At 62.5% G+C, this 24,430-nt stretch carries 19 protein-coding genes and 1 tRNA gene; 13 read left to right on the forward strand and 7 right to left on the reverse strand.

The features are described from left to right. Positions 1-17: 17 nt before the first annotated feature. Positions 18-1,418: a hypothetical protein gene (locus NDO75_RS11230; protein ID WP_310906336.1), complete on the forward strand. Its 1,401-nt coding sequence runs from the start codon at positions 18-20 to the stop codon at positions 1,416-1,418. Between the two features lie 52 nt (positions 1,419-1,470). Further along, positions 1,471-1,758 carry a hypothetical protein gene (locus NDO75_RS11235; RefSeq protein ID WP_310906338.1) on the forward strand — a complete coding sequence of 96 codons (288 nt, stop codon included), beginning with the start codon at positions 1,471-1,473 and terminating at the stop codon, positions 1,756-1,758. A 501-nt stretch (positions 1,759-2,259) separates the two neighbouring features. Here the strand turns inward: NDO75_RS11235 and NDO75_RS11240 are convergent. From NDO75_RS11240 to NDO75_RS11255, 4 genes are all read right to left on the reverse strand, one after another. Next, positions 2,260-4,746, reverse strand: a complete 2,487-nt coding sequence (locus NDO75_RS11240; protein WP_310906339.1) for a cbb3-type cytochrome c oxidase subunit I — start codon at positions 4,744-4,746, stop codon at positions 2,260-2,262. Further along, positions 4,746-5,747 carry a cytochrome c oxidase subunit II gene (gene coxB / locus NDO75_RS11245; RefSeq protein WP_310906340.1) on the reverse strand — a complete coding sequence of 334 codons (1,002 nt, stop codon included), beginning with the start codon at positions 5,745-5,747 and terminating at the stop codon, positions 4,746-4,748. The genes NDO75_RS11240 and coxB overlap by 1 nt, the downstream gene beginning before the upstream one ends. Before the next feature lie 339 nt (positions 5,748-6,086). Beyond that, on the reverse strand, positions 6,087-8,321 hold the full coding sequence (locus NDO75_RS11250; protein WP_310906341.1) for an amino acid permease: 2,235 nt from the start codon (positions 8,319-8,321) through the stop codon (positions 6,087-6,089). A 219-nt stretch (positions 8,322-8,540) separates the two neighbouring features. Further along, a complete protein-coding gene (locus tag NDO75_RS11255; RefSeq protein WP_310906343.1) occupies positions 8,541-9,002 on the reverse strand; it encodes a hypothetical protein in 462 nt (153 codons plus the stop codon). 59 nt (positions 9,003-9,061) lie between these two features. On the opposite strand from NDO75_RS11255, the gene NDO75_RS11260 reads away from it, so the two are divergent. Continuing rightward, entirely contained in the window at positions 9,062-9,697 is a 636-nt protein-coding gene (locus tag NDO75_RS11260; RefSeq protein ID WP_310906344.1) for an adenylate kinase, read from the forward strand. A 60-nt stretch (positions 9,698-9,757) separates the two neighbouring features. On the opposite strand, the gene NDO75_RS11265 is transcribed toward NDO75_RS11260, so the two are convergent. Further along, complete coding sequence (locus tag NDO75_RS11265) at positions 9,758-11,176, reverse strand: hypothetical protein (protein ID WP_310906346.1); 1,419 nt, start codon at positions 11,174-11,176, stop codon at positions 9,758-9,760. Between the two features lie 283 nt (positions 11,177-11,459). Beyond that, entirely contained in the window at positions 11,460-13,943 is a 2,484-nt protein-coding gene (locus NDO75_RS11270) for a VWA domain-containing protein (RefSeq protein WP_310906348.1), read from the reverse strand. Between the two features lie 400 nt (positions 13,944-14,343). On the opposite strand from NDO75_RS11270, the gene NDO75_RS11275 reads away from it, so the two are divergent. The 10 genes from NDO75_RS11275 (at position 14,344) to NDO75_RS11320 (ending at position 23,046) form a co-directional block, all read left to right on the forward strand. Beyond that, positions 14,344-15,297, forward strand: coding sequence for a DUF106 domain-containing protein (locus NDO75_RS11275; RefSeq protein WP_310906350.1), 954 nt, complete (start codon positions 14,344-14,346; stop codon positions 15,295-15,297). Between the two features lie 128 nt (positions 15,298-15,425). Next, positions 15,426-16,001, forward strand: a complete 576-nt coding sequence (gene cmk, locus NDO75_RS11280) for a (d)CMP kinase (protein WP_310906351.1) — start codon at positions 15,426-15,428, stop codon at positions 15,999-16,001. After that, positions 16,001-16,909: an RNA-guided pseudouridylation complex pseudouridine synthase subunit Cbf5 gene (locus tag NDO75_RS11285; RefSeq protein WP_310906352.1), complete on the forward strand. Its 909-nt coding sequence runs from the start codon at positions 16,001-16,003 to the stop codon at positions 16,907-16,909. The genes cmk and NDO75_RS11285 overlap by 1 nt, the downstream gene beginning before the upstream one ends. A gap of 257 nt (positions 16,910-17,166) precedes the next feature. Continuing rightward, positions 17,167-18,516, forward strand: coding sequence for an ABC transporter substrate-binding protein (locus NDO75_RS11290; RefSeq protein WP_310906353.1), 1,350 nt, complete (start codon positions 17,167-17,169; stop codon positions 18,514-18,516). A gap of 9 nt (positions 18,517-18,525) precedes the next feature. Then, positions 18,526-19,374, forward strand: coding sequence for an ABC transporter ATP-binding protein (locus NDO75_RS11295; protein ID WP_310906355.1), 849 nt, complete (start codon positions 18,526-18,528; stop codon positions 19,372-19,374). Between the two features lie 19 nt (positions 19,375-19,393). After that, a complete protein-coding gene (locus NDO75_RS11300) occupies positions 19,394-20,092 on the forward strand; it encodes an ABC transporter ATP-binding protein (protein ID WP_310906357.1) in 699 nt (232 codons plus the stop codon). Continuing rightward, positions 20,089-21,126 (forward strand): branched-chain amino acid ABC transporter permease, encoded by a 1,038-nt coding sequence (locus tag NDO75_RS11305; protein ID WP_310906359.1) that lies wholly within the window; start codon positions 20,089-20,091, stop codon positions 21,124-21,126. Before NDO75_RS11300 ends, NDO75_RS11305 begins: the two co-directional genes overlap by 4 nt. A gap of 151 nt (positions 21,127-21,277) precedes the next feature. Beyond that, complete coding sequence (locus tag NDO75_RS11310; protein WP_345784903.1) at positions 21,278-22,507, forward strand: branched-chain amino acid ABC transporter permease; 1,230 nt, start codon at positions 21,278-21,280, stop codon at positions 22,505-22,507. 119 nt (positions 22,508-22,626) lie between these two features. Further along, positions 22,627-22,697 (forward strand) — tRNA-Pro (locus tag NDO75_RS11315). Between the two features lie 109 nt (positions 22,698-22,806). Further along, positions 22,807-23,046 (forward strand): hypothetical protein, encoded by a 240-nt coding sequence (locus NDO75_RS11320; protein WP_310906362.1) that lies wholly within the window; start codon positions 22,807-22,809, stop codon positions 23,044-23,046. 542 nt (positions 23,047-23,588) lie between these two features. Here the strand turns inward: NDO75_RS11320 and NDO75_RS11325 are convergent. Further along, positions 23,589-23,918, reverse strand: coding sequence for a hypothetical protein (locus NDO75_RS11325; protein ID WP_310906364.1), 330 nt, complete (start codon positions 23,916-23,918; stop codon positions 23,589-23,591). Positions 23,919-24,430 lie beyond the last annotated feature (512 nt).

A 24,430-nucleotide genomic window follows, 5' to 3' on the forward strand; every position in this document is an offset into this window, starting at 1 on the left:
GCTCCGACTAGCCGGCAATGAGTGGACGCTCGGCTCTCGCTCGCCGGACCGCTATCGGACTGGCCGCCGCGCTCGCGGTTTTCGGGTTCGGTACCGGCGTCGTCGCCGCCAGCAACGTCGCCGCCGGTCTCACCACTGGCGGCGACGTCACCGTCCCGACGTGGCTGTACCTCGCGACCGGCGGCGGCGCCGTCGGGGCGTCGGCGCTGTTGACGATGCTCGTCACCGACCGCGACGTGATCGGAACCTACCACGACCGTGCGCTCGAGACCTCCAGAGACCGACTGCTGGACGCCGGTTCGTTGCTGCTCGGCGTGATCGGTCTTCTCGGCCTCGCACTTATCGTCGCCGCCGGACTCGTCGGGCCGAACATCGGCCTCGTGAGCGCGACCGTCCTGATAACGTTCGTCGCGGGCCGCGCCCTGCTGACGATCGTTACCTACACTGTCGGCAACCCGTGGCCGGCGCTCAACCCGTGGCGACGGATCGCCGAAGTCCTGCCGACCGCCGACGAGCCCTATCCCTCCGCGTTCGAGTCCTGGCCCGCCGTCGTCGCCCTGCTGACGTTCGTCTGGCTCGAGATCGTCGCACCCCTTACGTCGTCGCCGGACACGCTGCTGGCCATCCTCGTCGTCTACTCGCTGTTTACGATCTCGAGCGCGGTCGTCTTCTCGCCGTCGACCTGGTTCCGCCGAGGAGATCCGCTCTCGCTGTGGTTTCGACTCTACGGGGCCGTCGCGCCGATCCAGCGCACCGACGACGGCTTCGAACTGCGATACCCCGGCTCACGACTGAGCGACGACGACCTCGTCACCGACACCTCGCTGGTGGCCTTCGTCCTCGCGCTGGTCTGGGAGCTGACCTTCAGCGGCTTCATCGTCACGCCGGTGGGCGTGCGGACCATCGAAGTCCTCGTCGGGATCGGCCTACCGCCGATCCTCGTCTACCTGGTCCTCCTCGTCGGCGGCTTCGGCCTGTTCTGGAAGGTGTACTGGATCGCCATCGATCGGACTCGCGAGCGCGCCGAGACGTACCTCTCCCGGCGCTACCTCGGACTCCGCTTTGCCGCACCGCTGTTGGCCATCGCGGCCGGCTACCACTTCGCCCACTACATCGGCTTCGGGCTCTCGCTGTGGCCGTCGCTGGTAGACGCCGCTGCGATGCCGCTGAATCCGCCGCCGAACCCGACCCAGTACGCGCTGCCGGGCTGGTTCGGCTACCTCGAGATCGCCGCCATCCTGCTCGGCCACGTCCTCGCGGTGTGGATCGCACACACCGTCTCCTTCGACCTCTTCCCCGGCAAGCTACAGGCGATCAGGAGCCAGTACCCGCTCATCGTCGTGATGGTCTTCTTTACGATGGTGAGCCTCTATCTGGTCTCACAGGGAACGATGAGTCCGCCGTTCGTGCCGAGCTAGCCGTGCGGCGAATCGGCAACCACTTCCTCGCGCCGCTGCAATGGGCGATCAAATGGCGACCGATAGCGCGATCGAGCGGGAGTACGACGTGCCGGCCGACGAAACGCCCGGCGCGACCTGTCCGTACTGCGGTCGGCCCTATCGCTCCGAGCAGTACGTGACGTTTCACATCGGCGTCGATCACGCCGATGAGTGTTCCGAGGCCGAACGCGAGGCCTTCGAGGAAGAGCGTGACGACGAGGAGTACGACCTTTTTACGTTCCACTTCAAGGCAGCCATCTCCGTTTTCCTGATCTACTTCCTGTTTACCTTCGTCTACGCGCTGGTCTGGGCGGGATAACGGGTCCCGTTCGATCGCGCGGCCGCCGCTCCGTTCCCGTCGTCGTCTTCTGCGTACGTAGCTTACACTCTATCTCGAGACGGTGCTGTTGCCCCCTGTTCCGATCGGGCGTTCCGGTTCGGGCCATCGGGACAATCCGGAGCGAACGTGCTATCGAGCCGTCCATCGACGCGACCGCTTCTCTGCCTCGAGCGTCGGCCGATCCGCTGGTGAGACCAGTCGATGATGCCGGGTTGTGAATGGGATATAGTAGCCACTGAAGACCACTGCACACCCGATCGCACGACGAAAAGGCGGTTCGGAGCGAGCAGCGAGCGCGAGACCCGCGGACTATGCGATCGATGTGTACATCGTATCAGTTGGTACTATAGCCGAACCGCGACGGTCGTCGCCGGCCGGAACCGTCACCCCGTGCGAACTCGAGGGGCGGCGTTGGCACTCCGCTCGAATCGATCGGTAACGCAAAACGGCGAAAAACGAGCCCTGCGTAGCGGCGAGCCGCTACATCAGGTAGAACAGTGGGAAGAGGAAGACCCACACGATGTCGACGAAGTGCCAGTAGAGTCCGAAGTACTCCACCGGCATGTGATCCTCGAGATACGCATCGACCGAGGCGATGCGGTAGATCATGAACAGGGCGACCAGTAGCCCGAGGATGACGTGCAGCGCATGCAGGCCGGTGGTCACGAAGTACAGCGAGTACTCGATCCCGCTGAACCAGTAGTGACCGTCGGCGAACTTGCTGCTGTACTCGAAGGCCTTGACGCCCATGAACACGAGTCCGAGCAGGACCGTGGCGCTGAGTGCGCCGAGCAGCCCCTTCTTGTTCCCGCGTTCGGCCATCACGTGCGCCACTACGACCGCGAAACTCGAGGTCAGCAGGACGTACGTGTTGAACAGGCCGGCCATGGTGATCGCGTCGAGATGCCAGTTGTTCCAGCCGCCGTGGATGCGCATGAAGACGTACGCACCGATCGCGGCACCGAAGACGACGACGTCAGACGCCAGGAAGAACCAGACGCCGAGCTTCTCGTTGTTGATGCCGCCGAACGGCCACTGCTCGGCGACGAGCATCTCGGGCGCGTCGAACTGTTCGCGGCCGAACTGGAACAGCGTGACGCCGAGGAGCCCGATTCCGAGCGCCGTCAGGACCGGGTAGACGATGCTCTTCGCCGGTGCCGTCCCCGCCAGGGTGACGAACTCGCCGGCGTGCATGTGCTCGCTGACGAACGTGTAGACGTACGGCGTCATGCCGCTGAGGCCGAGGAAGAACACGGCGGTCGCGATGCCGATGCCGAACGGCCAGATGCTGGCGTGGTCGGCGTGTTCCTCCTCGTGGCTGGCCGTCGCCGCACTGGCCGCGTCCTTGCCCGTCGCGACGCCGCCGTCGGTCGCGGTCGCCGCGTCGTCGACGAACTCGAGCCGCCCGCTGGCGTAGCTGGGTCGGTCCGGCCAGTTCTCGAGGGGCGGCGGCGAGGGGATCGCCCACTCCGCCGTTCGCGAGAACGCCCAGGGATTGTCGGGCGCGTCGGGGCCCGACCGCAGGCTCTTCGCGAGCGTGAAGAGCACGAGCAGCACCGACAGGCCGAGGACGAACGCCCCGACAGTCGCGAGCTGGTGGTACAGCTGCGTCCCCTCGGGGTAGTGGAAGACACGTCGCGGAGTCTCCCAGGCGAGGAACATCGGGAAGTACAGCAGGTTGAAGCCGATGAAGTAGACGGCGAAGCTGAGCTTCCCGAGCCGTTCGGAGTACATCTTCCCACTGATTTTCGGCCACCAGTAGTAGAGGCCGCCGATCAGGGCCGTGACGCCCGAAACCATCACGTAGTGGAAGTGGGCGACGACCCAGTACGTGCCACGGAACTCGTAGTCGAGCACGACCGCGCCGAGGAAGACGCCGGTGATCCCGCCGAGGATGAACAACACGAGCGCGCCGAGCGCGAACAGGAACGGCGTCGTGAATCGCACGCGGCCCTTGACCATCGTGTAGATCATCGCGAAGACCATCAGGTCGAACGGCAGCGAGATCCCGATCGTCGTCGCCATGAACAGCGTCTTGATCGGGAGATTGATCGTCGACAGGAACATGTGGTGCATCCAGACGAGGAACGACTGGACCGCCACGAGGACCATCGCGATGATGACCCACTTCCGACCGACCAGCCGGCGTCCGGTGAACGTCTGGAAGATCTCGAACATGATTCCCAGCGCGGGGAAGAAGACGATGTACACCTCCGGATGGCCGAAGAACCAGAAGACGTGAGCCCACAGCAGGCTCGAGCCCTCGTTGGTCGCGAAGTACTGGGTGAGGAAGACGCGGTCGATCGACAGCAACAGGACCGCTGCCAGCAGCGCCGCGAAGGCGAACAGCATCATCCAGACCGTCAGCAGCCACGACCAGGAGAACATCGGCATGTTCCAGAGGCCGAGCCCCTCGGCGCGGGATCGGTGCATCGTCGTCAGGAAGTTCACCGTCCCGAGCGTGATCGAGATGACGAACAGAGTCAACGCGAGGATGGTCGCGTTACTGCCGGCCGTCGCCTCCATCACTGAGGTGTACATGGGCACGTTCAGCGGGGAGTACATCGTCCATCCGCCGGCGAACGATCCGCCCTGGAAGAACGAGAGACCCATGAGAACGCCCGAGAACAGGTAGAACCAGTAACTCAGGGCGTTCAGCCGGGGGAACGCGAGGTCCTTCGCACCGATCTGGAGCGGCACGAAGTAGTTCGCGAAGCCGCTCGCGATCGGTGAGAGGAACCAGAAGACCATGATGAGCCCGTGGCCGGTCACCGACTGGTAGTACTGATCGTTCGTCAGCAGCCCTGTCCCGCCGGCTTTCCACAGGTGAGCGCGGAACAGCAGCGCGAGAAGACCGCCGAACAACAGGAAGAACAACGCCGTCCCCAGATAGAGGATGCCGACGTCCTTGTGATTGGTCGTGACCAGCCACCGTTTGAGCGATCGCCTCGGTGGAAGATCACTCATCAGTTCCCACCTCCGCCGTTCGATTGCGTTTCGTTTCCATTCGTGTTACTTTCAGTCGCGTTGATGCCTTCGATCGTGATGGTCTCGTCGACCGGACCGGTCATGTCGAACTGCGTCGTCGTCTCCTCGAACTGACCGTCGGTCGACGTGACCGTCACGTTGTACTGCCCGCCTTGCTCGATGTCGTTGAGCGTGAGCGTTCCGTTCTCGAACTCGCTCGCCGAGTACGTTTGCTCGAAGTCCGACTCCTGGCTGACGAGCGTCAGCTCGTAGCCCTCGGTGAGCGGCGTCTCGTTCGCACCCTGGACCGTGAGCGACATCGTCAGCTGCTCGTTCATCCACTCTTCGAACGCGTCGGGTTCCATGATCTGGACCGTCCCAGTCATCTGGGTGTGGAACTCGCCGCAGAGTTCGTAACACCGGATAGTTTGCGTTGTACCGGCTTCCTCGGCTTCGAACCACGTCTCGTCGTACTCGCCCGGAATTGCGTCGGCTTTCACCCGTTGCTCGGGTATGCCGAACGTGTGCCAGACGTCGCCGGACGTCGTCCGAATCCAGATCCGCTCGTCGGCGGGTACGCGGAGCGTGCTCACCGACTCGATGCCGTTCGAGTACTCGAAGTACCAGGCGAAGCTCTCGCCCGTGACTTCGACTTCGAATCGTTCCTCGGCCGGTTGGGCTCCGTCCGGACTCTCGACGTACAGGAGCATCCCGTACGTCCAGATCACCAGCGAGATGACGATGATCGCGCTGATGCCGAACGAGAGGAACAGTTTCTTGCCGCCCTTTCCGCCTGTCGGTAACTCCCCGACCGATGGCAGATCCGCGTCGGCGTCGGTTTCGCCAGTGTCACGGTACTTGTACGCGTTGTACAAGACGTACGCGACGACGACGACACCGACGATCGTCCCGAGTCCCAGGAAGACCAGAAAGATCTCCTGGAACACGTCGACACGAGTCTGCTGCAGCGGGGTCGTAAGTGCGCTGAAGATTGTATTCACCTCTTTTGAAGGTCGCTTATATGTCGGTGGATGGTTGCTGGGGACACTTATCTATTTGGAAACCGCCCGGAGGATCCGGTCTGACGGCTACCGCGATGCTGATAAGCCATGCACCAGTTCGATCTGCCACCGATCCGTCTGTCGTGTTCCATCATTGTGCCCTTGGAGTCGATGACCTTTTTTCTGTCGCTGCGCGGGCCGAATAGTGTGTTCCCACTCACACGTTCGCTTCGATATTCAATGTTATAGCGAACGTGTTCGCGTCGGCTGGTCGACGGCGGGTCGAGTCGACCGGCCGTCTCGAGTCACTCGCACCGTTTCGCGGTCGCTCGCCCGTTGTCAACCGAACAACCGCTCGCGAAGCGACCGCTCGTGGCGCTTCTGGGCGAGCAGGACCGAACAGTCGACAGTTTCGGCGACGTCGTCGATGAGCGAATCGCCCATGAGTCGCGATAGCAGCCCCTGTTCGGTCGCCCCGATGACGACCATCGTGTGATCGGTAGCCGCCCGTTCGATCGCCGTTCCGGGATCACCGCGGTCGACCAGCAGGTTCGCGTCCGCGAGGTCGTGATCGGTCGCCCACTCCTCGAGGAAGGATTCGGCTTCGTCGGGAGACTCGTCGTCGTCGCGGACGTACAGCAGGGAGACGTCGCTGTCGTACTCCGCCGACAGCAGGTTGGCGACGGCCGCGCCGAGCTCGGAGTCGGGACCGCCGGCAGTCGGAACGAGAATGCGCGATGCGTCGAACCCGCGATCCTTGAGGACGAGGAAATCACAGGGGAGATCGCCCGTGAGTTCGTCCATGCGGTCTTCCGCCCGTCCGTGCGCGTGCGGCCCCCAGCCCATCACGACCAGGTCGGCGTTGTCCGACTTCGCGGCGTCGAACACCTCCTCGAACGATCGGTGGGAGAGGATCGTTTTCGTCTCGACGTCGACGTCGAGCGTCTCGGCGTCCTGTCGTGCTCGCTCGAGTAGCTGTTCGGATTCGGCGTCGAGCTCCGCAACGTGGTCGGCTCCCTGCTCGAGAGCGGTCTGGTCGGGGACCTGAACGATGTGTGTCGCGACGACGGTGCCGTTTCGCTGGTTCGCGATCGCGCTGGCGAGAGTTATCAGGTCGGTTTCGTGGTCGGGGTTGGCCAGCGGGACCATCACGCGGTAGGTGCCGCCGTCGGGTCGGACACTCGTGGCGGCGGTGACGGCGGGTTCGGGCATTTCGTCGGCCCGGTGGAGGATGTACTCGCTCAAGACGCCCTGCGCATCGGTCTTGTCGCGGGCGTAGACGAGATACCACAGGGCAGCCACTACCACGAACGCGATACAGAGGGCGATGACGCGCGGGTCGATGAACGCGATGAGGGCGAGTGAGAGGACGGCACCGAGGATCGGCGTCGCCGGATAGAACGGGACGCGGTAGTCCGGATCGTACGCCTCGGGTTCGGCCTCGCGCATGACGATCAGCGCGATGTTCAGCAGGCCGTAGATGACGAGATGGAGGACGCTCCCGGCGGTCGAGAGCGTGCGGATGTCGCCGATAAGTAGGAAGAGGACGATGAAGCCGCCGGTCACCGCGATCGACCGATACGGCGTCCCGTAGCGCGGGTGAATCTCGTTGAGTTCGGGGCTGACCAACTTGTTTCGCCCCATCGCGAAGTTGATCCGGGACGAGGCGAGGATCGACGCGTTCGCCGACGAGGCCGTCGCGAGCAATCCCCCGAGCAACAGCGCGGCAGCGCCGATCGGGCCGATGAGCCGGCTCGCCACGTCGACGACCGCCGTATCGTTGTTGGCGACGAGTTCGGTCTCGACGGCGGCGAGGACGGCGAGCAACACGAGCGCGTAGATCGCCGTCACGAGGACGACGCTGCCGATGACCGCTCGCGGGAGGTTTCGCCCGGGATCCTTGATCTCCTCGGCGACGGACGTGATCTGGACGAAGCCGAGATACGAGACAAAGATCAGACCGGTCACCGGTAGCAGGGGCGTGAGCCCCTTGTCCGGCGGGACGATCGGTCGCAACGTCGCGAGATCGGCGTTCAGAACGCCGAACGCGGTGAAGACGGTCAGAATGCCGACCAGCGTGATGACGATGACGTTCTGGAGGGTGCCAGTTTCCTTCGCGCCGACGTAGTTGACGGCGATGAAGAACAGCGCCGCGCCGAGCCCGATCAGCTGCGCGGCCGACAGCGAGAGGAAGCCGAGTTCGACCGGCCCGAACGAGATGCCGGCCATGCGCACGATATACTCGCCGAACCCGTACACGTAAAACGCCGAGGCGAACGCGAGGCCGATCCAGTTCCCCCAGCCGGCGATCGAGCCGAACAGCGGTCCGAGCGCACGGTTGACGTAGAAGTACGCGCCGCCGGATTTGGGCATCGCCGTTCCGAGTTCACTCGCCGAAAACGCCGTTAGCAGCGCGATCCCGCCGCCGAGGACGAACGCAATCGCCGCCAGTGGGCCTGCCGTCGCGACCGCTTCGCCCGGGAGAACGAAGATCCCCGCTCCGATCATCGTCCCGACGCCGATCGTCAGCGCAGCCAGCGGGCCGAGGTCTTTCGCCAGTTCTTCGTCACTCATCGTACTCGGACTGACCGCCGACTCCCGATCGTCCAGCGTTCGAGACTGGCGGACCACAGCATTGGGCCATCGGATCCCGCGACCGTGTCGCGACCAGTCCTGAGTAGCAACGGGACTGGTCGGTGCGTCGTGTGAAGTCCATATCGGCAGTTGCGACTCTCGGTATTATAGTTCCCCGATACTGGTCATTGCCGACCCGACGGCTCACATCTGTGCCATCTATATCTCGACGGCCCAGATGCGACCCGTCGACGGCAACTCGTACACCTCGAGAAAGACCGTATCGACGAACTGCGCGATTCGGTTCGGATCGGCTTTCGCGCTGACCCGGACGTTGACCCCCTCTGCCTCCTCGGGACGGATCAGATCGTCGATCTTGAACGCCGGAAACTCCTCGAGCACGGCCTTCAGCGCGTCGAGTTCGTCTTCGGTACAGTCGAGGTTGACCGTCCCGTCGCCGAACTGGATCCACGGCGCACCGAGTTCGTCCGTGTCGTCGCCTGATTCGTCACCGGAGGCACGGTCGCTAGCTCCCTCCCCCTCGGCGTCCGACCCACCCTCGAGCGCGCTCGGGTCGGCCTCGAGCGTCAGGAATCCGCTGCCGCGCTCGCGGTGTGCGGTGATGGCGTCGACGTACAGCTTTCGTCGCTCGGCGGGCTCGGCGGCGTCGAAGCGAGTCATAGTCGGAGGAACGTGCCCGATTCTTTAAGCCTTTATGTGCTGCCCCTGAACGCTCTCGTATGGCTCAGCCACGAATCCTGATCCTGGGCGCGCCCGGGGCCGGCAAGGGGACCCAGAGCGCGAAGATCACCGAGGAGTTCGGCGTCGATCACATCACCACGGGCGACGCGCTACGGAACAACAAAGAGATGGACATCTCCGATATGGACACCGAGTACGACACGCCTGGCGAGTACATGGACCGTGGCGAACTCGTCCCCGACGACGTCGTCAACGCCATCGTCGACGAGGCGCTCTCCCAGGCCGACGGGTTCGTCCTCGACGGCTACCCGCGGAACTTAGAGCAGGCCGAGGAACTCGAGGACATGACCGATCTCGACGTCGTCCTCTATCTCGAAGTCGGCGAGGAGGAACTCGTCCACCGGCTCACGGGTCGACGGCTCGACCCCGAGACGGGCGACATCTACCACGTCGAGTACAATCCGCCCGAGGACCCCGAAGTCGAGGCGCGACTCGAGCAGCGCGACGACGACACCGAGGAGACCGTGCGGGAGCGACTGTCGGTCTTCCGCGAGAACACGGAACCGGTCATCGAGTACTACGAGGAGCAGGGCGATCTCGAGCGCGTCGACGGCGAACAGGCTCCCGACGGCGTCTGGGAGGACGTGAAGGAGACGATCGAGAACGCGGCATAACTGTCCGTAGCGAGCGATCAATTCGGAGACGAGTCGGGCGTGTGAGGTCTACACCGTCGGTTATTCGTTCTGGACGTCCAGTTTGTGGACGGCGACGTTCAGATAGGTGATCTGAGGCGGAAGTGAGTATTCGTCAGAGTAGGGATCGATGTTGGCGTTTTTCAAACTCTCGTCGTAATCGAAAGAGGTGGAGGCCGAGTGAGCACAGGCCGAGTAGGCCACGATCGATCCGTAGAACTCGCCCTTGGCCTGCATGTGGACTTGATGGTAATCCTTACAATTTCCGTTACCGTTCACTCCGTCCCACCAGTCTCTCTGCTCAGATGACGCGACATACAGCACACCCTCGAAGGAACCCTTACTCCCTGGACCGAGGTCAACGCTCATCGTCGACGGGCCATAGAATTGGATTGACGATGCGTCGTTACTACAATTCCCGTCACTGACATCACAGATGTCTCCGTTTATGACGGTGTCGTTCCCGCCGGCGTAGATGCGAAGGACGTTATTATCGTCTCGATTAGTGATGTTGATCGACCCATCGTCTCCGAGATTTACGTCGCCCTCGACTACCAGCGTCGCGTTTCCGTCCGAGAGATCGAACGTGTAGTCTTCATCACCGTTAATCTCTTCGATGAAATACGTGCCCTCGTCGAGAGAGGGATTGGTGTATGTCCCGTTCGAGAGGTTCTTGTCCACGTTCTCGCCGGCTTTCGCGTCAGCGACCATCTGATCGATGACGCTGTCCATCTCCGGCAACGGTGTTCCCGTTCGGTGAGAGTCGCCGAAGTTGTCGTGCTGATCCTTGAAGTCGGCCGAGTCGTCCGAACCGATCGTTGCACCTTCGTCGAACGCGTTCTCGAGATCAGCGTACCCGAGTAAGACCTTGATCGTTCGGTTCTGGTGATCGACGTTTTGGATCGATGCTCCGCCGGCTTCCGTCCGGAAATACCGTTCCCAGCCCCGGTAGTAGTCGCTCTGAATCGTGATCGTGACAGAGTCGTTTTTCACGAAGGTCACATTACTGATCGGGTCAGTGGTGTTGTGTTCGACCGAGATTTCCCCCGAATTGAGCGATTCTCTGCCGCTGAGCGTCGTAATAGGGAACCACAGTGTTTCCTCCTCTGGATCGTAATCGATGTTCGGTGCGGAGAGCATCCGAGTCTGGTTTCCCGTTTCGCGCCAGACTCCACCCGATTGATAGGAAATAATGGACCCATCGTCGCCTCTGTACTCTACGGCCCCGATCGATCGATTGATGTCGACGCTTCCCCCTTCGATGTGGATCCAGCCTGCTTTCGTTTTCGTCACCGCACCCGATTCGCCCGCTTCGAACTGAAGCGTCCGTGACGTATCATCGTTTACAGAGACCGTCGACATCGTATGACCGAGTTCGACGAACGCCTGTTCGACGCGCTCGTTTTGCGACCCCTGCTCGGCAGCAGTCATCACGTCTCCGGCGACGAGAAGTATTCCCATACTGATCGCTATGACCATCCCAATTAGCAGAATGACGCCAAGTAGTGCCGACTGTCCTCGGCTACTCGAGATAGGTGTTCTTCTCCGCCGAAAACTCATTGTAGACATGATTGTATAGCCTCGTTATATAAAGTTCGACCGATTAAACAGTTCAGGTCGGTTTATTGCCGAACAGAAGACGTGACTTTTAACGCGAGTTGAGAACTGCTTTCTGGCTTCTCCCCGTCTTACGTCATCGATTCAACCGGAAGCCGATGGCGTCGACATGGCGAAAAGATATGATCTACCCGCCGATATTGACCGTCTGCGTGTCGATATTGACGACGTAATCGCTCGAGGTTCCGCTCATCGTGGGTGAGACGCTAATGTCGAACGAGAGATCGCTTTTCTGCTGAATCTCTCTGTTGGCGATCCCCTCGAAGATGTCCTCGAGTTGGCTTGCGTTATCGATCATGTGGAACTCACCGTCGTCGGTAGCGGCGTCTCGCAGGAGTGGCTTGTTGATGTTGTTCTCACCGAGTCCGATCGTATAAACGGTGATGTCCCGGTTCTCTGCTCGTTGTGCCTGCGCCCTCGTTCGGCTGTCCGCCGCGGGATTGCTGTTTTCGCCGTCACTGAGGACGATCATGATCCGATCCCGTCCGGGCGTAGGCGTGGCACTGTACTCGTCGATTGCGCGTTCTATCCCGCTCGAGATGTCCGTCCCGCCGCCGGACGTGACCGAGACGCTGTCGTGGACATCGTCGATGTCGCGGCTCAGCGAGTGGAGCTCGTATCCGTTGTAGTTGAATTCGAAGACGCCTGCACGATCGTCGTTGGACTGATTCAGTAAATCGATGAAGTCCTTGGTCGCATCTGCGCGAAGCCCTTCGGGATCGGACCCGTATCTGATAGTGACGCTATCGGTGCTGTCCCCGCCTTTTATCCGCACAGAGGAGAAATACGGATCGAAGGATTCCCCCGGGTCGGCGGTCTCAAGGGTGCAGTAGGGTGAGCAAGAGTAGTACTCGAGCGAATGACTCGCGGCTGAATCGACGGTCAGCGAGAGATCGCCCGGCGGCGACGGAACTGACTGCCAGCCGGAGCCAGTGACCGTCCCGGTTTCGCCCATCGAGCCGGAGCGGTCGAGTACGAACGTTACGTCGAGCGGATTTCTCGTTCTGTCCGCCTCGATCGAAATATCGCGGTTCTCCGTCGGGATCGGAACGTCGGTTCGAAGCGTCCGATCGAAGTTGATCGTCGCGTCGCCGTGGAGGTTGGTCGTCCCACCGACGACGGCACCGGTGATCTCGACACCGTCGTCGATCGTGACGTGGCTCCCCGGCGCGTAGACGACCCCTTCGTAATCCCGCTCTACGTCGATAGTCGAACTGTTCGAGCCGTACACCCAGAGTGCACCCGTCCGATTGCCCGGGACCTCGACGTCCTGTCGGATATCGACGTGACTCTCGGTGTAGATGTAGGCACTGTTGTTGCCCGTGATCGAAAGATTCGAGAGCTCAAGCGGACCGCCACCGCTACCGATTCCGATGTGGACGTCGCCGTCGGAGGTGTTGATCGTGGTGATCGACCCGTCCAGATCGTCCCCGTAGTAGAGCCCCGAATCGACGGTGGTGCCTCCGTAGCTCTCGATGTCGGTCACGTCGGGGTTGCTCTCGAGATAGTCGAGCGCCTTGTTCTCGACGTTCGAATCGATCGAATCGACGCTATCGAACGGTTGCGACATGTTCGCTACGAGGCTGTCGTGCTGGCCAGTCAACCAGAATGCGGCCGTCGAACCGTCCGCTGTAGTGTTGATGTAGTCGTATCTCGGCGGTGAGTTTCCACGTTCGAGCGCAGCGGCGTACGCGAGCGGCGAGACGTTCGGGTCGCCACTCGCCGTCGGCCGGAGGTGGTCGTTGACCACTGGGATACCCTGAACTTCTGCACCGCCGTTCAGCGTGACACCGTCATCGATGGCGAACAAGTCCGCCGATCTGTTGCTGATGTTGTGGTTCTCGTACCCGCGGACGGTCAGATCCGAGCCGTAGGCGCCGGTGATCCTGTCGGCGTACAGCCCGCCGTAGACCGTCGGATCGATCTCGACGTGATTCGCGAACGGGTTCGTACCGTCGATGGTCGCGATGACGGTAACCTCCTGGTTGGCTTCGTCGTGACAGATGATGTTCTTGTCGGCACCGTCGGCGACGTCACAGTCGCTCGCGCTCGAGGCTTCGAACTCCGTCTTCAGGAACCTGTACCAGGCGTCGTGATACGGAGTGTCGGAGACCTCGATCGCGACGTGACTGACGAAGCCGACGTCCCCCACGTCGAGTCCACTCGTCGACGCTGACGGCTGTTGTGTCACTCTGTTCGTACCTCTCTCGACGTTTCCCCGGAGGTTCGTTACCGAGAAGTCGATCCGACCGACTTCGTTTCCACCGGACTGTTCGGTGTAGTATCGAATACCCGGCTTCGAGACGACGCTCGCGCTTTCCCCGGTCTTGCGCCAGACACCGCCCGCCTGATGGGCGAATTTGTTCCCCGCTTCGTCTTCGTAGCGAAGCGTCCCCATCGGGATATTTTCACTTTGCGTGTCCCCGTATCCGTTCGAGACGGTGATTTCGATGTTCCCCTCGTCAGTGAGATTGTAGTTACCGTTAGAGAGATACACCGATCCAGTGGTGTTGTCCAGCATCGCCGTCTGGAGATCCTTGTCGAACTGTCGCATCACCTGCTCGCCGTGTTCACCCGATGCCTGCATCTGAACGGCGTCCAGCGCAGCCATTCCGGCGGCAACGACGAGCGAACCCGCTATAATCACCAACCCGAGCAGCAGAATTATCCCGACCTGTTCGCTCGCCCCTCGATCCGATCGCCCCGTTGCCGATAATTCTCTCCCCGTTTGCTTCATTGATTGTATCGTGTGTTGCCACCTATTTTATAAAAAACTGTGGCAATTCATTCTCTATTCTGTGAACTGAAACGAACATTTTAAATATATTTGATGTATTATTCCACTTCTATGAACTGAAAGAAACGGAATAAACGACGGCGGAGGAAGGCGATCGAATCACGAAAGAGGAGAACGGTGGGTCGGAAGGGTGCATCCATACTGCAGGAACTGCCGCTCACTGCCAGCCGAAGAAAAACACTTGTATACCGGACGAGGCCTAGACCCACACTAGATGACGCGTACAGCCGAGAAAATCGACGCCCTCGTCCGCGAGGATTCCTCGATGGCGGGTGCACTCGAGGCCATCCGCGAGGAGGCCGACAGGAACGGCGGCGAGGTCCAGTGGGCCGACGTCAACGACGAGTTGACGAGCGGACAGTGGGGGCGGCTGATCGAGAAAGGAGTGTTAGTCGACGGCGACGAGGGGTTCGTGATCGCCGATCGCGAGGCTTTCGACCAGGCGCTCGACGGTGACGGCGAGAGTAGTACGGCGGCGGCCGATATCGATATCGACGAAGAAGAGTCGAGCTGGTCGCAGTGGGACAAAATAGCTGGCCTCGCTGCGCTCCTGTTGATGCCGGGCTACTGGTTCAACTCGATACGGGAGGTCGTCGGAACAACAGTCAACACCGTTCTCGGGCCGCTCGACGCGGCGTTGCCGTTCTACGCCGTGATCCTCACCGTCGCACTGATCACCGGCCTCTACTCGTCGCTGCTACAGGCGAATCTGATGGACACGGAGCGTATGGGGAAGTACCAGGAGCGGATGCAGGCCGTTCAGCAAGAGCAGAAAGACCTCCGCCAGCGCAAGAAAGACGCCGAGGAACGGGGCGCGAGCGACGCCGAAATCGAGCGCCTCGAGAACGAACTCGAGCGCGCCCGCGAGGAACAGATGGAAGCCATGGCTGACAATCTGGGCATGTTCAAAGAGCAGTTCCGTCCGATGGTCTGGATCATGCTGCTGACGATCCCGCTGTTCCTCTGGATGTACTGGAAGATTCAGACGGCGGGGATCACCGGTGCGGAGGCGACCGCCGTCTTGCCGATCGTCGGCGCGGTCGACTGGCAGTCCGGACTGGTCGGTCCGATGCCGGCCTGGATCGTCTGGTACTTCCTCTGTTCGATGGGGTTCTCGCAGCTACTGCGCAAGTCGCTGAATATCGACATGTCGCCCTCTGCTGCCTGATCGATTGCCCCCTCGGATTCCCGGGACCGATCGCTTCGTTGCTGTCGCACCCTCTCGCTCACGGGCGTGATCACCGCCTCCGTTCGCGGATTCAAAACCCATTTTACCTGCCCCCTCGCAGATCGATTATGTTACTCACTGTCTCCGGCCCGCCGGGAAGCGGGAAGAGTACGACCGCGGAGTTGCTCGCCGACGCGTTCGGTCTCGACCACGTTAGCGGCGGCGACATCTTCCGCGATCTCGCCGAGGAACGCGGCTACACCCCGCTCGAGTTCAACAAACTCGCCGAGGAGAACGACCAGATCGACCGCGACCTCGACCGGCGGCTGCGCGAGATCGCCGTCGAGGAAGACGATCTCGTCCTCGAGTCGCGACTCGCCGGCTGGCTGGCGGGCGACGAGGCCGACTTCCGGTTCTGGCTGGACGCGCCGGCCCGGGTCCGCGGAGAGCGTATCGCCGAGCGCGAGGCGAAAGACCCCGAGCGAGCGACGGAGGAGACGAAAGCTCGCGAGGCCAGCGAGGCCCAGCGCTACCAGGAGTACTACGGGATCGACATTCGGGATCTGACGATCTACGATCTCTCGGTGAACACGGCCCGCTGGGAGCCCGACGCCGTGCTCGATATGCTCGTCACCGCCGTCGAGCGCTACGACGCCGCCGGCGACGAAGGAAAAGCGCTCGTCGACCTCGAGTCGGGCTTCTGATGGCCCTGCGTGGTCCACCCGAAGAGCGGACGCCCGCCGAGTTGCTCACCTTCGGCGTCGTCAATCTCGACAAGCCGCCGGGGCCGTCCTCGCATCAGGTCAGCGGCTGGCTGCGCGACGCCGTCGCCGAGACGCTGGCCGACCGGGGCGTCGACGCGACGATCGATCGCGCCGCCCACGCGGGCACGCTCGATCCGAAAGTGACCGGCTGTCTCCCGATCATGCTCGGCGACGCGACCCGGCTCGCGCCGGTCTTCCTCGAGGGCGGCAAGGAATACGTCGCCGTCCTCGAGTGCCACGCGCCGGTCCCGGCCGACGCCGAGTCGGTCGTCGCCGAGTTCGAGGGGCCGATCTACCAGAAGCCGCCGCGCAAGAGCGCCGTCTCCCGTCGCTTGCGCGTGCGCGAGATCTACGACCTCGAGGTCCTCGAGACCGACGAGCGACGGCTCCTCTTGCGAATTCGATGCGAGAGCGGAACCTACGTCCGGAAACTGTGCCACGACCTCGGACTCGCGCTGGGGACGGGCGGCCACATGGGGCACCTGCGTCGCACCGCGACGGATCCGTTCGACGATCGAACGCTACACACCGCTCACGACTTCCTCGATGCGCTCGCCTTCTGGCTCGAGGACGACGATCCCGAGCCGCTGTACGACCTCGTCGATCCCGCCGAACGAATCCTCGAGGGCATCCCGAGCGTCGGTATCGCCCCGAGCGCGGCCCGCGAAGTAGCCGAGGGCGCGCCCGTCTACGCACCGGGCGTCCTCGAGGTCGACGACGGCCTCGAGCAAGGCTCCCTGGTTGCCTGTTACACGCCCAACGGCGCGGCGGTGTGTCTCGGCGAACTGGTCGGCGATCCGGACGCTGAAAGCGGGGTCGTGGTCGATCTCGAGCGCGTGCTCGTCTGAGCGAACGGGAGACGCTCTCGGACGCGGCGGTCTCCGAAAACGTCCGTCGCGTCGAGTGCACGGTCCTTTGACACCCCGTGGACGTCCTCGAGGCCGTCGATTAGGGAGCTGTCCCGTCCCTGGCGCGGAGGCAGACCCCGCCTCTTGGATCGGTCGCCCGATTTACGGACCGCAGAGACGGCCGGCTCGCTCGCACACGACGGGTTCACATGTCAACATTGCATGTCATGTTCCTTTCAGCCGTTTCTTCGTGTGTCATGGTGGATAATGTCAATCGGCGAGCGATACTGAAGCGGACGGGTGCACTGACGACGGCCGGGGCGATCGGGGTCGCCGGCTGTCTGGGAGAGCAGTCGTCCGGCGGTGACGGGCTGCGAATCGGTGCGATCCAGCCCGTCTCCAGCGATCTCAAGTATTACGGCCAAATCAGCCTCATGGGGTTTTACTCCGGGCTGGCCTACAAGTACGATCTCGATCCGATCGAGGAACTGACGACGGGACGGTACGAACTCGAGCCGGACGACGGGCCGTCTATCGAGATCATCGTTCAGGACACGGAGTTCGATCCCTCGACGGCACAGCGGGTCGCCGAGGATCTCGTCGTCGACGAGGACATCGACCTGCTATTCGGCGCCTCGTCGTCGGACTCGGCGCGACAGATCATCCCGAACGTCATCGACGAAGCAGAGATTCCGTACATCATCGGCCCCGCCGCCGATGCGGACATCACCGCGTCCAGCGAATACTGTCACGAGCTGGCCTTCCGGGCCAGCGAACACACGGCGATGGACGCCCGCGCCGGCGGCCGACACGTCGCCCAGCAAGGCGACGTGTCGACGGTCGCCATCTTCGCTGCCGAGGGGGCGTTCGGAGAGGGGGTCGCGAACAACTATCGAGAGGTGCTCGAGGCGGAAGGTATCGAAGTCCTCGAACCCAGGTTCGTCGAGCCGGGGTACAGCGAATTCGGGGGGATGTTCGACGAGGCCATCGATCAGGGCGCCGACGGCGTCGTCGGCGGATTCACGTTCATCACGCTTCCCGAATTCCTCCCGACGGCGATGGCGTACGAGGACATGCAGGTCTTCGGTGGCTTCGCAGAACTCGTCACGACACAGATCACGGGGCAGGCGGTCCAGGAAGCGATCGGCGAAGACTTCACCGCGGAGGATATTCAGAACGCCGGGCTCGGCCCGTTCACCACGCGATACCACTGGAACCAGTACGACAACGAGATCAACGACGAGTTCATCGACATGCATATCGACGCCTACGGACAGGTACCGGACCTGTTCAGTGCCGGCACGTTCGTCGGCGGTTCGGCCCTCGCACAGGCGATCGAGGAGAGCGGCTCGACCGACGGCGCCGACATCGCCGACGCGATGCGGGGGATGACCGTCGACGACACGCCGAAGGGCGAGGGCGCCTATACCTTCCAGGAGCACAACAATCAGGCGGCCTCCGCGATGACCGTCGCCTGGCCGGTGCCGACCGACTCCGAGGTCGAGGAGACATGGGACGCCGCGGTGATGCCCGGCGAACCGATCGAGACGTACGGCGCCGACGAGGTCACGGTCCCGGCCGAGGAAGCCAGTTGCGACCTTAGCTGAGGCGATCCCATGCTACTCTCAACGCACGACCTCACGAAGGAGTTCGGTGGGATCACCGCGGTCGACGGCGTCGACTTCACGCTCGAGGAAGGAGAGCTCTGTTCGGTCATCGGACCGAACGGTGCGGGCAAAACGACGTTTTTCAACCTGCTGACCGGCGTTCTCGAGCCGACGGCGGGGACGATCGAGTTCGCACCGTCAGGGTCCGAGGACGACCGCGGTGACGACGGTGTCGTGGATATCACTGCCGCTTCTCCCCACGAGACGGCGTTGCTCGGGCTCCACCGGTCGTACCAGATAACAAATGTGTTCCCGACGGTCTCGGTCCGCGAGAACGTCCGCATCGCCGTGCAGGCCCATCGGGGCAGTGACTCGTGGCGGTTCTGGCGGAACGTCGGCGCCTTCGACGGTCACATCGCGGAGGCCGACCGGATCCTGCAGCGCATCGGACTCACCGACGCGGCCGACCGACCCGCCGAGACGCTGAGCCACGGCGAGAAACGGACGCTCGAGATCGGCATCGCCCTCGCCGGCGATCCGGATCTGCTCTTGCTCGACGAGCCGACCGCGGGCGTCTCGAGCGAGGACGTGAGCCAGGTCACGGCGATCATCGAGGACATCGCCGTCGATCACGCGGTGATGCTGATCGAGCACAACATGGACGTCGTGATGGGGATCAGCGACCGCGTCGCCGTGCTGAATCAGGGCGAGTTGATCGCACAGGACGAGCCCGAGTCGGTACGCGAGAGCGAAGCCGTACAGCAAGCGTATCTGGGCGGGTACGATCCCGGCGGTGTCGATGCGGGTTCGGAGGCAGACGCCGACGACAGTGGCGAACCGGGGGTGTCCGCGGGATGACCGCGGAGGTGACCCGTCGATGAGCCTCCTCGAACTCGAGGGCGTTCACACCTACTACGACGAGAGCCACATCCTGCAGGGCGTCGATCTCGCCGTCGAAGAGGGTGAGATCGTCGCGCTCCTCGGGCGAAACGGAGTCGGCAAGACGACGACGCTCCGGTCGATCCTGCAACTGACTCCGCCGCGGAAGGGAACCGTCCGGTTCGAGGGGGAGGACGTCACCGGAGCGCCGACCCACGACGTCGCCGCGCGCGGTATCGGCTGGGTCCCCGAAGAGCGGCGGATGTTCGGCTACCTCTCCGTCGAGGAAAACCTCCGCGTCGCGGTCGCTCCCGACGACGACTTCGAGGCCATGCGGGAGTACGCGTTCTCGCTGTTTCCCGACCTCGAGCGGTTCCGAGAGAAGGAAGCGCGGAATCTGAGTGGCGGCCAGCAGCAGATGGTCGCGATCGCACGCGGCATGGTCGGCGATAACGAACTCCTGTTGGTCGACGAACCCAGCGAGGGGCTGGCGCCGCAGATCGTCGAGCAGGTCGTCGAGGCGCTCCGGGAGGCCTCGGCCGAGACGACGATGGTCCTCGTCGAACAGAACTTCCCGCTGGCGATGGATCTCGCCGACCGGTTCTACCTGCTCGATCACGGAACGGTCGTCGAGTCCGGCTCGACTGAGGGCGTCACCGCGGACGACGAGAACATCCGGAGGTACCTCTCGGCATGATGGGGACGACGACGGGTCTCGCGCCGCTGGTGGTTACTCCACTGGTCGTCGATGCCGTCGGCCGATTGCTCCAGTTCGAGACGCTCGCTCGGATCGTCGTCGAGGGATTCGGCAAAGCGGCGATCTACTTCATCATCGCCGTCGGGCTGACTCTCGTCTTCGGCCTCATGGGGGTCCTCAACTTCGCCCACGGAGCCTTCGCGATGTTGGGGGCGTATCTGGGCGGCGTCCTGATGGTCGTCACGATCTCGAGCGGAGCGGGACCGGTGACCCGGTTCGCCCTCTTCATCGTCGTCGCCGCGGTCATCTTCGCGCTGCTGACCGCCTTCGGCTCCGTCCTCGAGATCGGACTCGTTCGTCCGATCTACGACCGGACGCCGATGTACCAGATCCTGTTGACGTTCGGCGTCGGCCTGATCCTCGAGGAACTGACTCGAATCGTCACGTCCGCTCGTGGCATCCAGCCGGAACCGACCTGGACGGGCGCGGCAGCGACGATTCCCGCGTCGCTGGAGCGGTTCTACTCGATCCTCGGCGCGAACATTCGCGGGTTCTACCTGTTCGCGATCGTCGCCGGAATCTTGATCGCGGCCGCCGTCTGGGCGTTCCTGACGCGGACTCTGTACGGCCTGTACATTCGTGCCGGCAGCGAGGACGACGAGATGGTCGAGGCGCTCGGCATCGACGTCCGGAAGGCGTTCACGATCGTCTTCGGCCTCGGAACCGGTCTCGCGGCCGTCGGCGGCGTCTTCCTCATGTGGGACCCGACGCAGGGGCCGAGCGTTCTGCTCAACATCGAGGTCCTGCTGTACGCCTTCGTCGTGGTCGTCATCGGTGGGCTCGGCTCGTTCAAGGGCACGCTCGCCGCGGCGGTGATCGTCGGACTCGCCGACTCGATGACCACGTGGCTGTTCAATACCGGTCTCGTCGACTTCCCCGGACTCTCGGAGGTCACGATCTTCCTGTTACTGGTGATCGCGCTCGTCGTCCGGCCACAGGGTCTCTACGGCGTCGAGGAGGTGGGCGGCCATTAGTCCCACTCGTGACGACGTCCGGGACGGGGACGGCGACCGCGTCCGGGAGGACGGTGGGTCGAACCCCGATATCGACCTCGAGGAGCCGACCGAACCGGAAGGCGGTGAATCGGCGCCCGTCGCGGTCGGGACCGCTCGAGACGGGACCTGGATCCGTAGCTACGTTCGCGATCACGTCGCCCACGTGTTGGTGGTCGCCCTCTTCGTGATCTACCCGCCGCTGTACGGTATCCTGCTCCGGACGCCGCTGGGTGCCGAGTTCGACGCATTCCTGCCGGGGACGACGTTCCTCATCGGGATGCTCTTCCTCGGCCTGTTCGCGATGAGTTTCGACTTCGTTAGCGGCTACACCGGCTATCTGTCGTTCGGCCACGCCGCGTTCTACGGCGTCGGTGCGTACTTCATCGTCCTCGCGGCCAACGGGAAGGTGCCCGGGGTTCCCGAGAGCACGCCGTTTATGCTCACGATGGTCCTCGCCGGACTGCTCGCGTTCGCGCTCGCGCTGGCGATCGGTGCGGTTTCCTTCCGTCTCACCGGCGTCTACTTCGCGATGATCACCCTCGGCTTCGCGCAGGTGGTCTACGAACTCGTTCGCAACTGGGACTACGTCGCGGTGAATCCCCAGAGCGGCCCGACGATCGGCGGCGACGCGCCGACGCCCGAGATCGGCGTGCCGTACGTCGACTCGCTCTCGGTCGCGCTCGGACGGCTCGCCGGCGATAGCTTCGAGAACGTCTTCGGCCTCGGGATCGATATCTCGGCGACACTGACCACCTACTACGCGATCGGGCTGGTCGTCCTGTTCAGCTACTTCGCGATGCAGCGGATCATTCACTCGCCGTTCGGTCGCGTCATGATCGCCATCCGCGAGAACGAGGAACGGGCGCGGGCCATCGGCTACAACGTCTTCTGGTACAAGATGGCTGCGTTCGGCTTCAGCGGGTTCTTTGCCGCCATCGCCGGTGCGCTGTTCGCTGCCTACGTCGGTACGGCTCCGCCCGACGAGACCTTCCACTTCCTCGTGACCGCCGACGCCCTGATCGTCACGATCATCGGCGGTATCGGGACGCTCGCCGGTCCGTTCTTCGGCACCGTCTCCTACGAGTGGCTCGAAGACATCCTCTCGTCCGAACAGGGCGGGCTCGCTCCTTATCTCCGGGCGACGCTCCCGGATGGTGTCCTGACGACCGACATCGCCGGCGTCACCGTCGCCGACGTGATCAACACGGCCGTCGCCGGCCGTGCCCCCCTGTACCTCGGCATCGTCTTCGTGCTGTTCGTGCTGTTCGTCCCCAACGGACTGCTCGGCTCGGTGCGCGATCGACTCGGCGACACCGCGGGGACGGCGCTGGGCGATCGACTCCAGCGGTATCGGCGCTGATCCCCGCGGGGGCGCCGTTCTCGAGTCGGTGTCGTCTCGGCCTGGCACGGCCGGTCAAATCGGTATCCGTCGGGCGAAAACGACATCCTTAAACGGCAGACGCTCATCGGTTCACGTGCGGGACCGTGGGGTAGTGGTATCCTCTGCGGATGGGGTCCGTAGGACCCGAGTTCAATTCTCGGCGGTCCCACTCGAAATTATCTAAGTGTTCAACTCTTAGCGTCTCGTACCCCTGAGGCAGCCGAAAATCCAATTATCGGTTTCGGTATATTACCATGTAGTCGACAGACTCTTGGGGGGTGGTCGACGTGACGGTCGCACCTTGGCCGTCGGTCGACAACTCGACGTGCGACCACTGTGGGGCTCACGTCACCGATCGATTCCGTCGCGTCTTCGGTGACGACGAAGACCGTGCTCACCGTTGTGGCGACTGCGATACCTACGCGCGACTGAGTCGCGGCTCCGCTGCTGGGATTGACGTGTCGATCCCCGATCCGGAAACATCGCCCGGCCGTCACGGAGGTGAGCCCGATGCGTGAGGGGTTCGTTCCTGCGAGTCAAGTCAGTTGTACGATGTCGAGCGTCGGACGCCCAACGTCCATCCAGCTCATCAAGCGACCGACGCGGACGTTCGTTGTGCGCTCGTCGACGGCAGAAATATCGATACCCTGCCGACAGTGCTAACTTGTCCCACACCGTAGAGAGACTTGCCGAGTCGGGGGAGAGTAGCACTGGGTCATCATTGGTCCCTGATTCGGCATCCGATTCTTCTGAGCCATTGTACCAGAACGGAAAGGTCCCGAGCTGGCGAAGCCCTCGAGCCCGCCGCCCTCACCCTCCTGCAGCGCCGGGAGATCGCCGAGACGCTCTCGATTCGAGCGATGGCGTTCGAGGTCGACATTGCGGTCGTCGCGAAGATCAATTCAGAATGGCTCGAGGTGGACTCGTTGAAACTCTCATACGGTGATAGGTTTCAGCGGTCGTGCTGAATACAGAGCGCGAATGTTGTAGGGATAGACGTCCACTCAGGGGGCAGCCTAATCTTTCAGTAGAGAGAACAAACGTGTTCGCAGGGGCGATACTACTCTTCCGTAATAGACTGACAGTCTGCTTCGAGTCGAATGTCTGGTGTCCCGTCCTGTGCGTTCTCAACGTATATCTCAATACCTGCCTCATTCGCGCCGTCACAAGGGAGTGCCGGTTGCTCGAAGCCCGGCCAGTCGCGTTCAAATCGAGTCCCGTCAACGGTCACAACGGTGGTCTCGGGTTCGGTCGATGCTGGAAACGTAGCGTCTTCGTCAGCCTCATTACTATCTGAGAGTTGGTATTCTTTCTCGAAAAGGATATCGCTATCCTGATTTGTGATCTCGACAGTAACGTCGTGAGTCTCGTCACGGTCACCCAGATACATTTTCACCCAATGAGGGTCGGAGTCTTTCCCACTCGAATTCGGGGAGGAACTCGAAGCAGCACAACCACTGACGGCGGAGAGTACCGCACCTGTACCGGCAAGGACCGCACGTCGGCTAATGGAGGGCATTGCAAGAGAGAGCTATGATGTTCTCCCAATTAAGTGCCACTATGAATGATATATAGATTCACCTGCCAGAGATCTTGACCGATTAGTATCGCATAGTGCTGGGTTAGTAAATAGGCGCTCGACTACTGGTACGCCAATGACAAAGTGTTCAGTTTGCAGACCTACTGATCAGGTGATTCAGTACAGATCAGTCGGAACAAACGAAGCCCGATTGCTGAATCCATCCCCCGTATGCAGCACGCGCTTTCTGCCAGCCACTGAATAGATTGAGCGAGGTGTGCGAGATACACGGCGCGCATCTTGTAGCGCGACTCTACCAGAGTCAGTTAGCCGGGATCGGTAGATTCAGAGGACTGGATATACACCACCGGTCAACCGCAATA

Origin of the sequence: Natrinema sp. 1APR25-10V2 (assembly GCF_031626495.1) — an archaeon.
GTDB lineage: Archaea > Halobacteriota > Halobacteria > Halobacteriales > Natrialbaceae > Natrinema.

Excerpts from the sequence above, each read along its gene's own strand:
- NDO75_RS11275 (WP_310906350.1), top strand. The coding sequence starts at position 14,344 with ATGACGCGTACAGCCGAGAAAATCGACGCCCTCGTCCGCGAGGATTCC.
- cmk (WP_310906351.1), top strand. The coding sequence starts at position 15,426 with ATGTTACTCACTGTCTCCGGCCCGCCGGGAAGCGGGAAGAGTACGACC.
- NDO75_RS11270 (WP_310906348.1), bottom strand. The coding sequence starts at position 13,943 with ATGGCTGCGCTGGACGCCGTTCAGATGCAGGCATCGGGTGAACACGGC.
- NDO75_RS11285 (WP_310906352.1), top strand. The coding sequence starts at position 16,001 with ATGGCCCTGCGTGGTCCACCCGAAGAGCGGACGCCCGCCGAGTTGCTC.
- NDO75_RS11255 (WP_310906343.1), bottom strand. The coding sequence starts at position 9,002 with ATGACTCGCTTCGACGCCGCCGAGCCCGCCGAGCGACGAAAGCTGTAC.
- NDO75_RS11230 (WP_310906336.1), top strand. The coding sequence starts at position 18 with ATGAGTGGACGCTCGGCTCTCGCTCGCCGGACCGCTATCGGACTGGCC.
- NDO75_RS11295 (WP_310906355.1), top strand. The coding sequence starts at position 18,526 with ATGCTACTCTCAACGCACGACCTCACGAAGGAGTTCGGTGGGATCACC.
- NDO75_RS11235 (WP_310906338.1), top strand. The coding sequence starts at position 1,471 with ATGGCGACCGATAGCGCGATCGAGCGGGAGTACGACGTGCCGGCCGAC.
- NDO75_RS11250 (WP_310906341.1), bottom strand. The coding sequence starts at position 8,321 with ATGAGTGACGAAGAACTGGCGAAAGACCTCGGCCCGCTGGCTGCGCTG.
- NDO75_RS11305 (WP_310906359.1), top strand. The coding sequence starts at position 20,089 with ATGATGGGGACGACGACGGGTCTCGCGCCGCTGGTGGTTACTCCACTG.
- NDO75_RS11260 (WP_310906344.1), top strand. The coding sequence starts at position 9,062 with ATGGCTCAGCCACGAATCCTGATCCTGGGCGCGCCCGGGGCCGGCAAG.
- NDO75_RS11325 (WP_310906364.1), bottom strand. The coding sequence starts at position 23,918 with ATGTATCTGGGTGACCGTGACGAGACTCACGACGTTACTGTCGAGATC.
- NDO75_RS11265 (WP_310906346.1), bottom strand. The coding sequence starts at position 11,176 with ATGGGAATACTTCTCGTCGCCGGAGACGTGATGACTGCTGCCGAGCAG.
- NDO75_RS11240 (WP_310906339.1), bottom strand. The coding sequence starts at position 4,746 with ATGAGTGATCTTCCACCGAGGCGATCGCTCAAACGGTGGCTGGTCACG.
- NDO75_RS11300 (WP_310906357.1), top strand. The coding sequence starts at position 19,394 with ATGAGCCTCCTCGAACTCGAGGGCGTTCACACCTACTACGACGAGAGC.
- NDO75_RS11290 (WP_310906353.1), top strand. The coding sequence starts at position 17,167 with ATGGTGGATAATGTCAATCGGCGAGCGATACTGAAGCGGACGGGTGCA.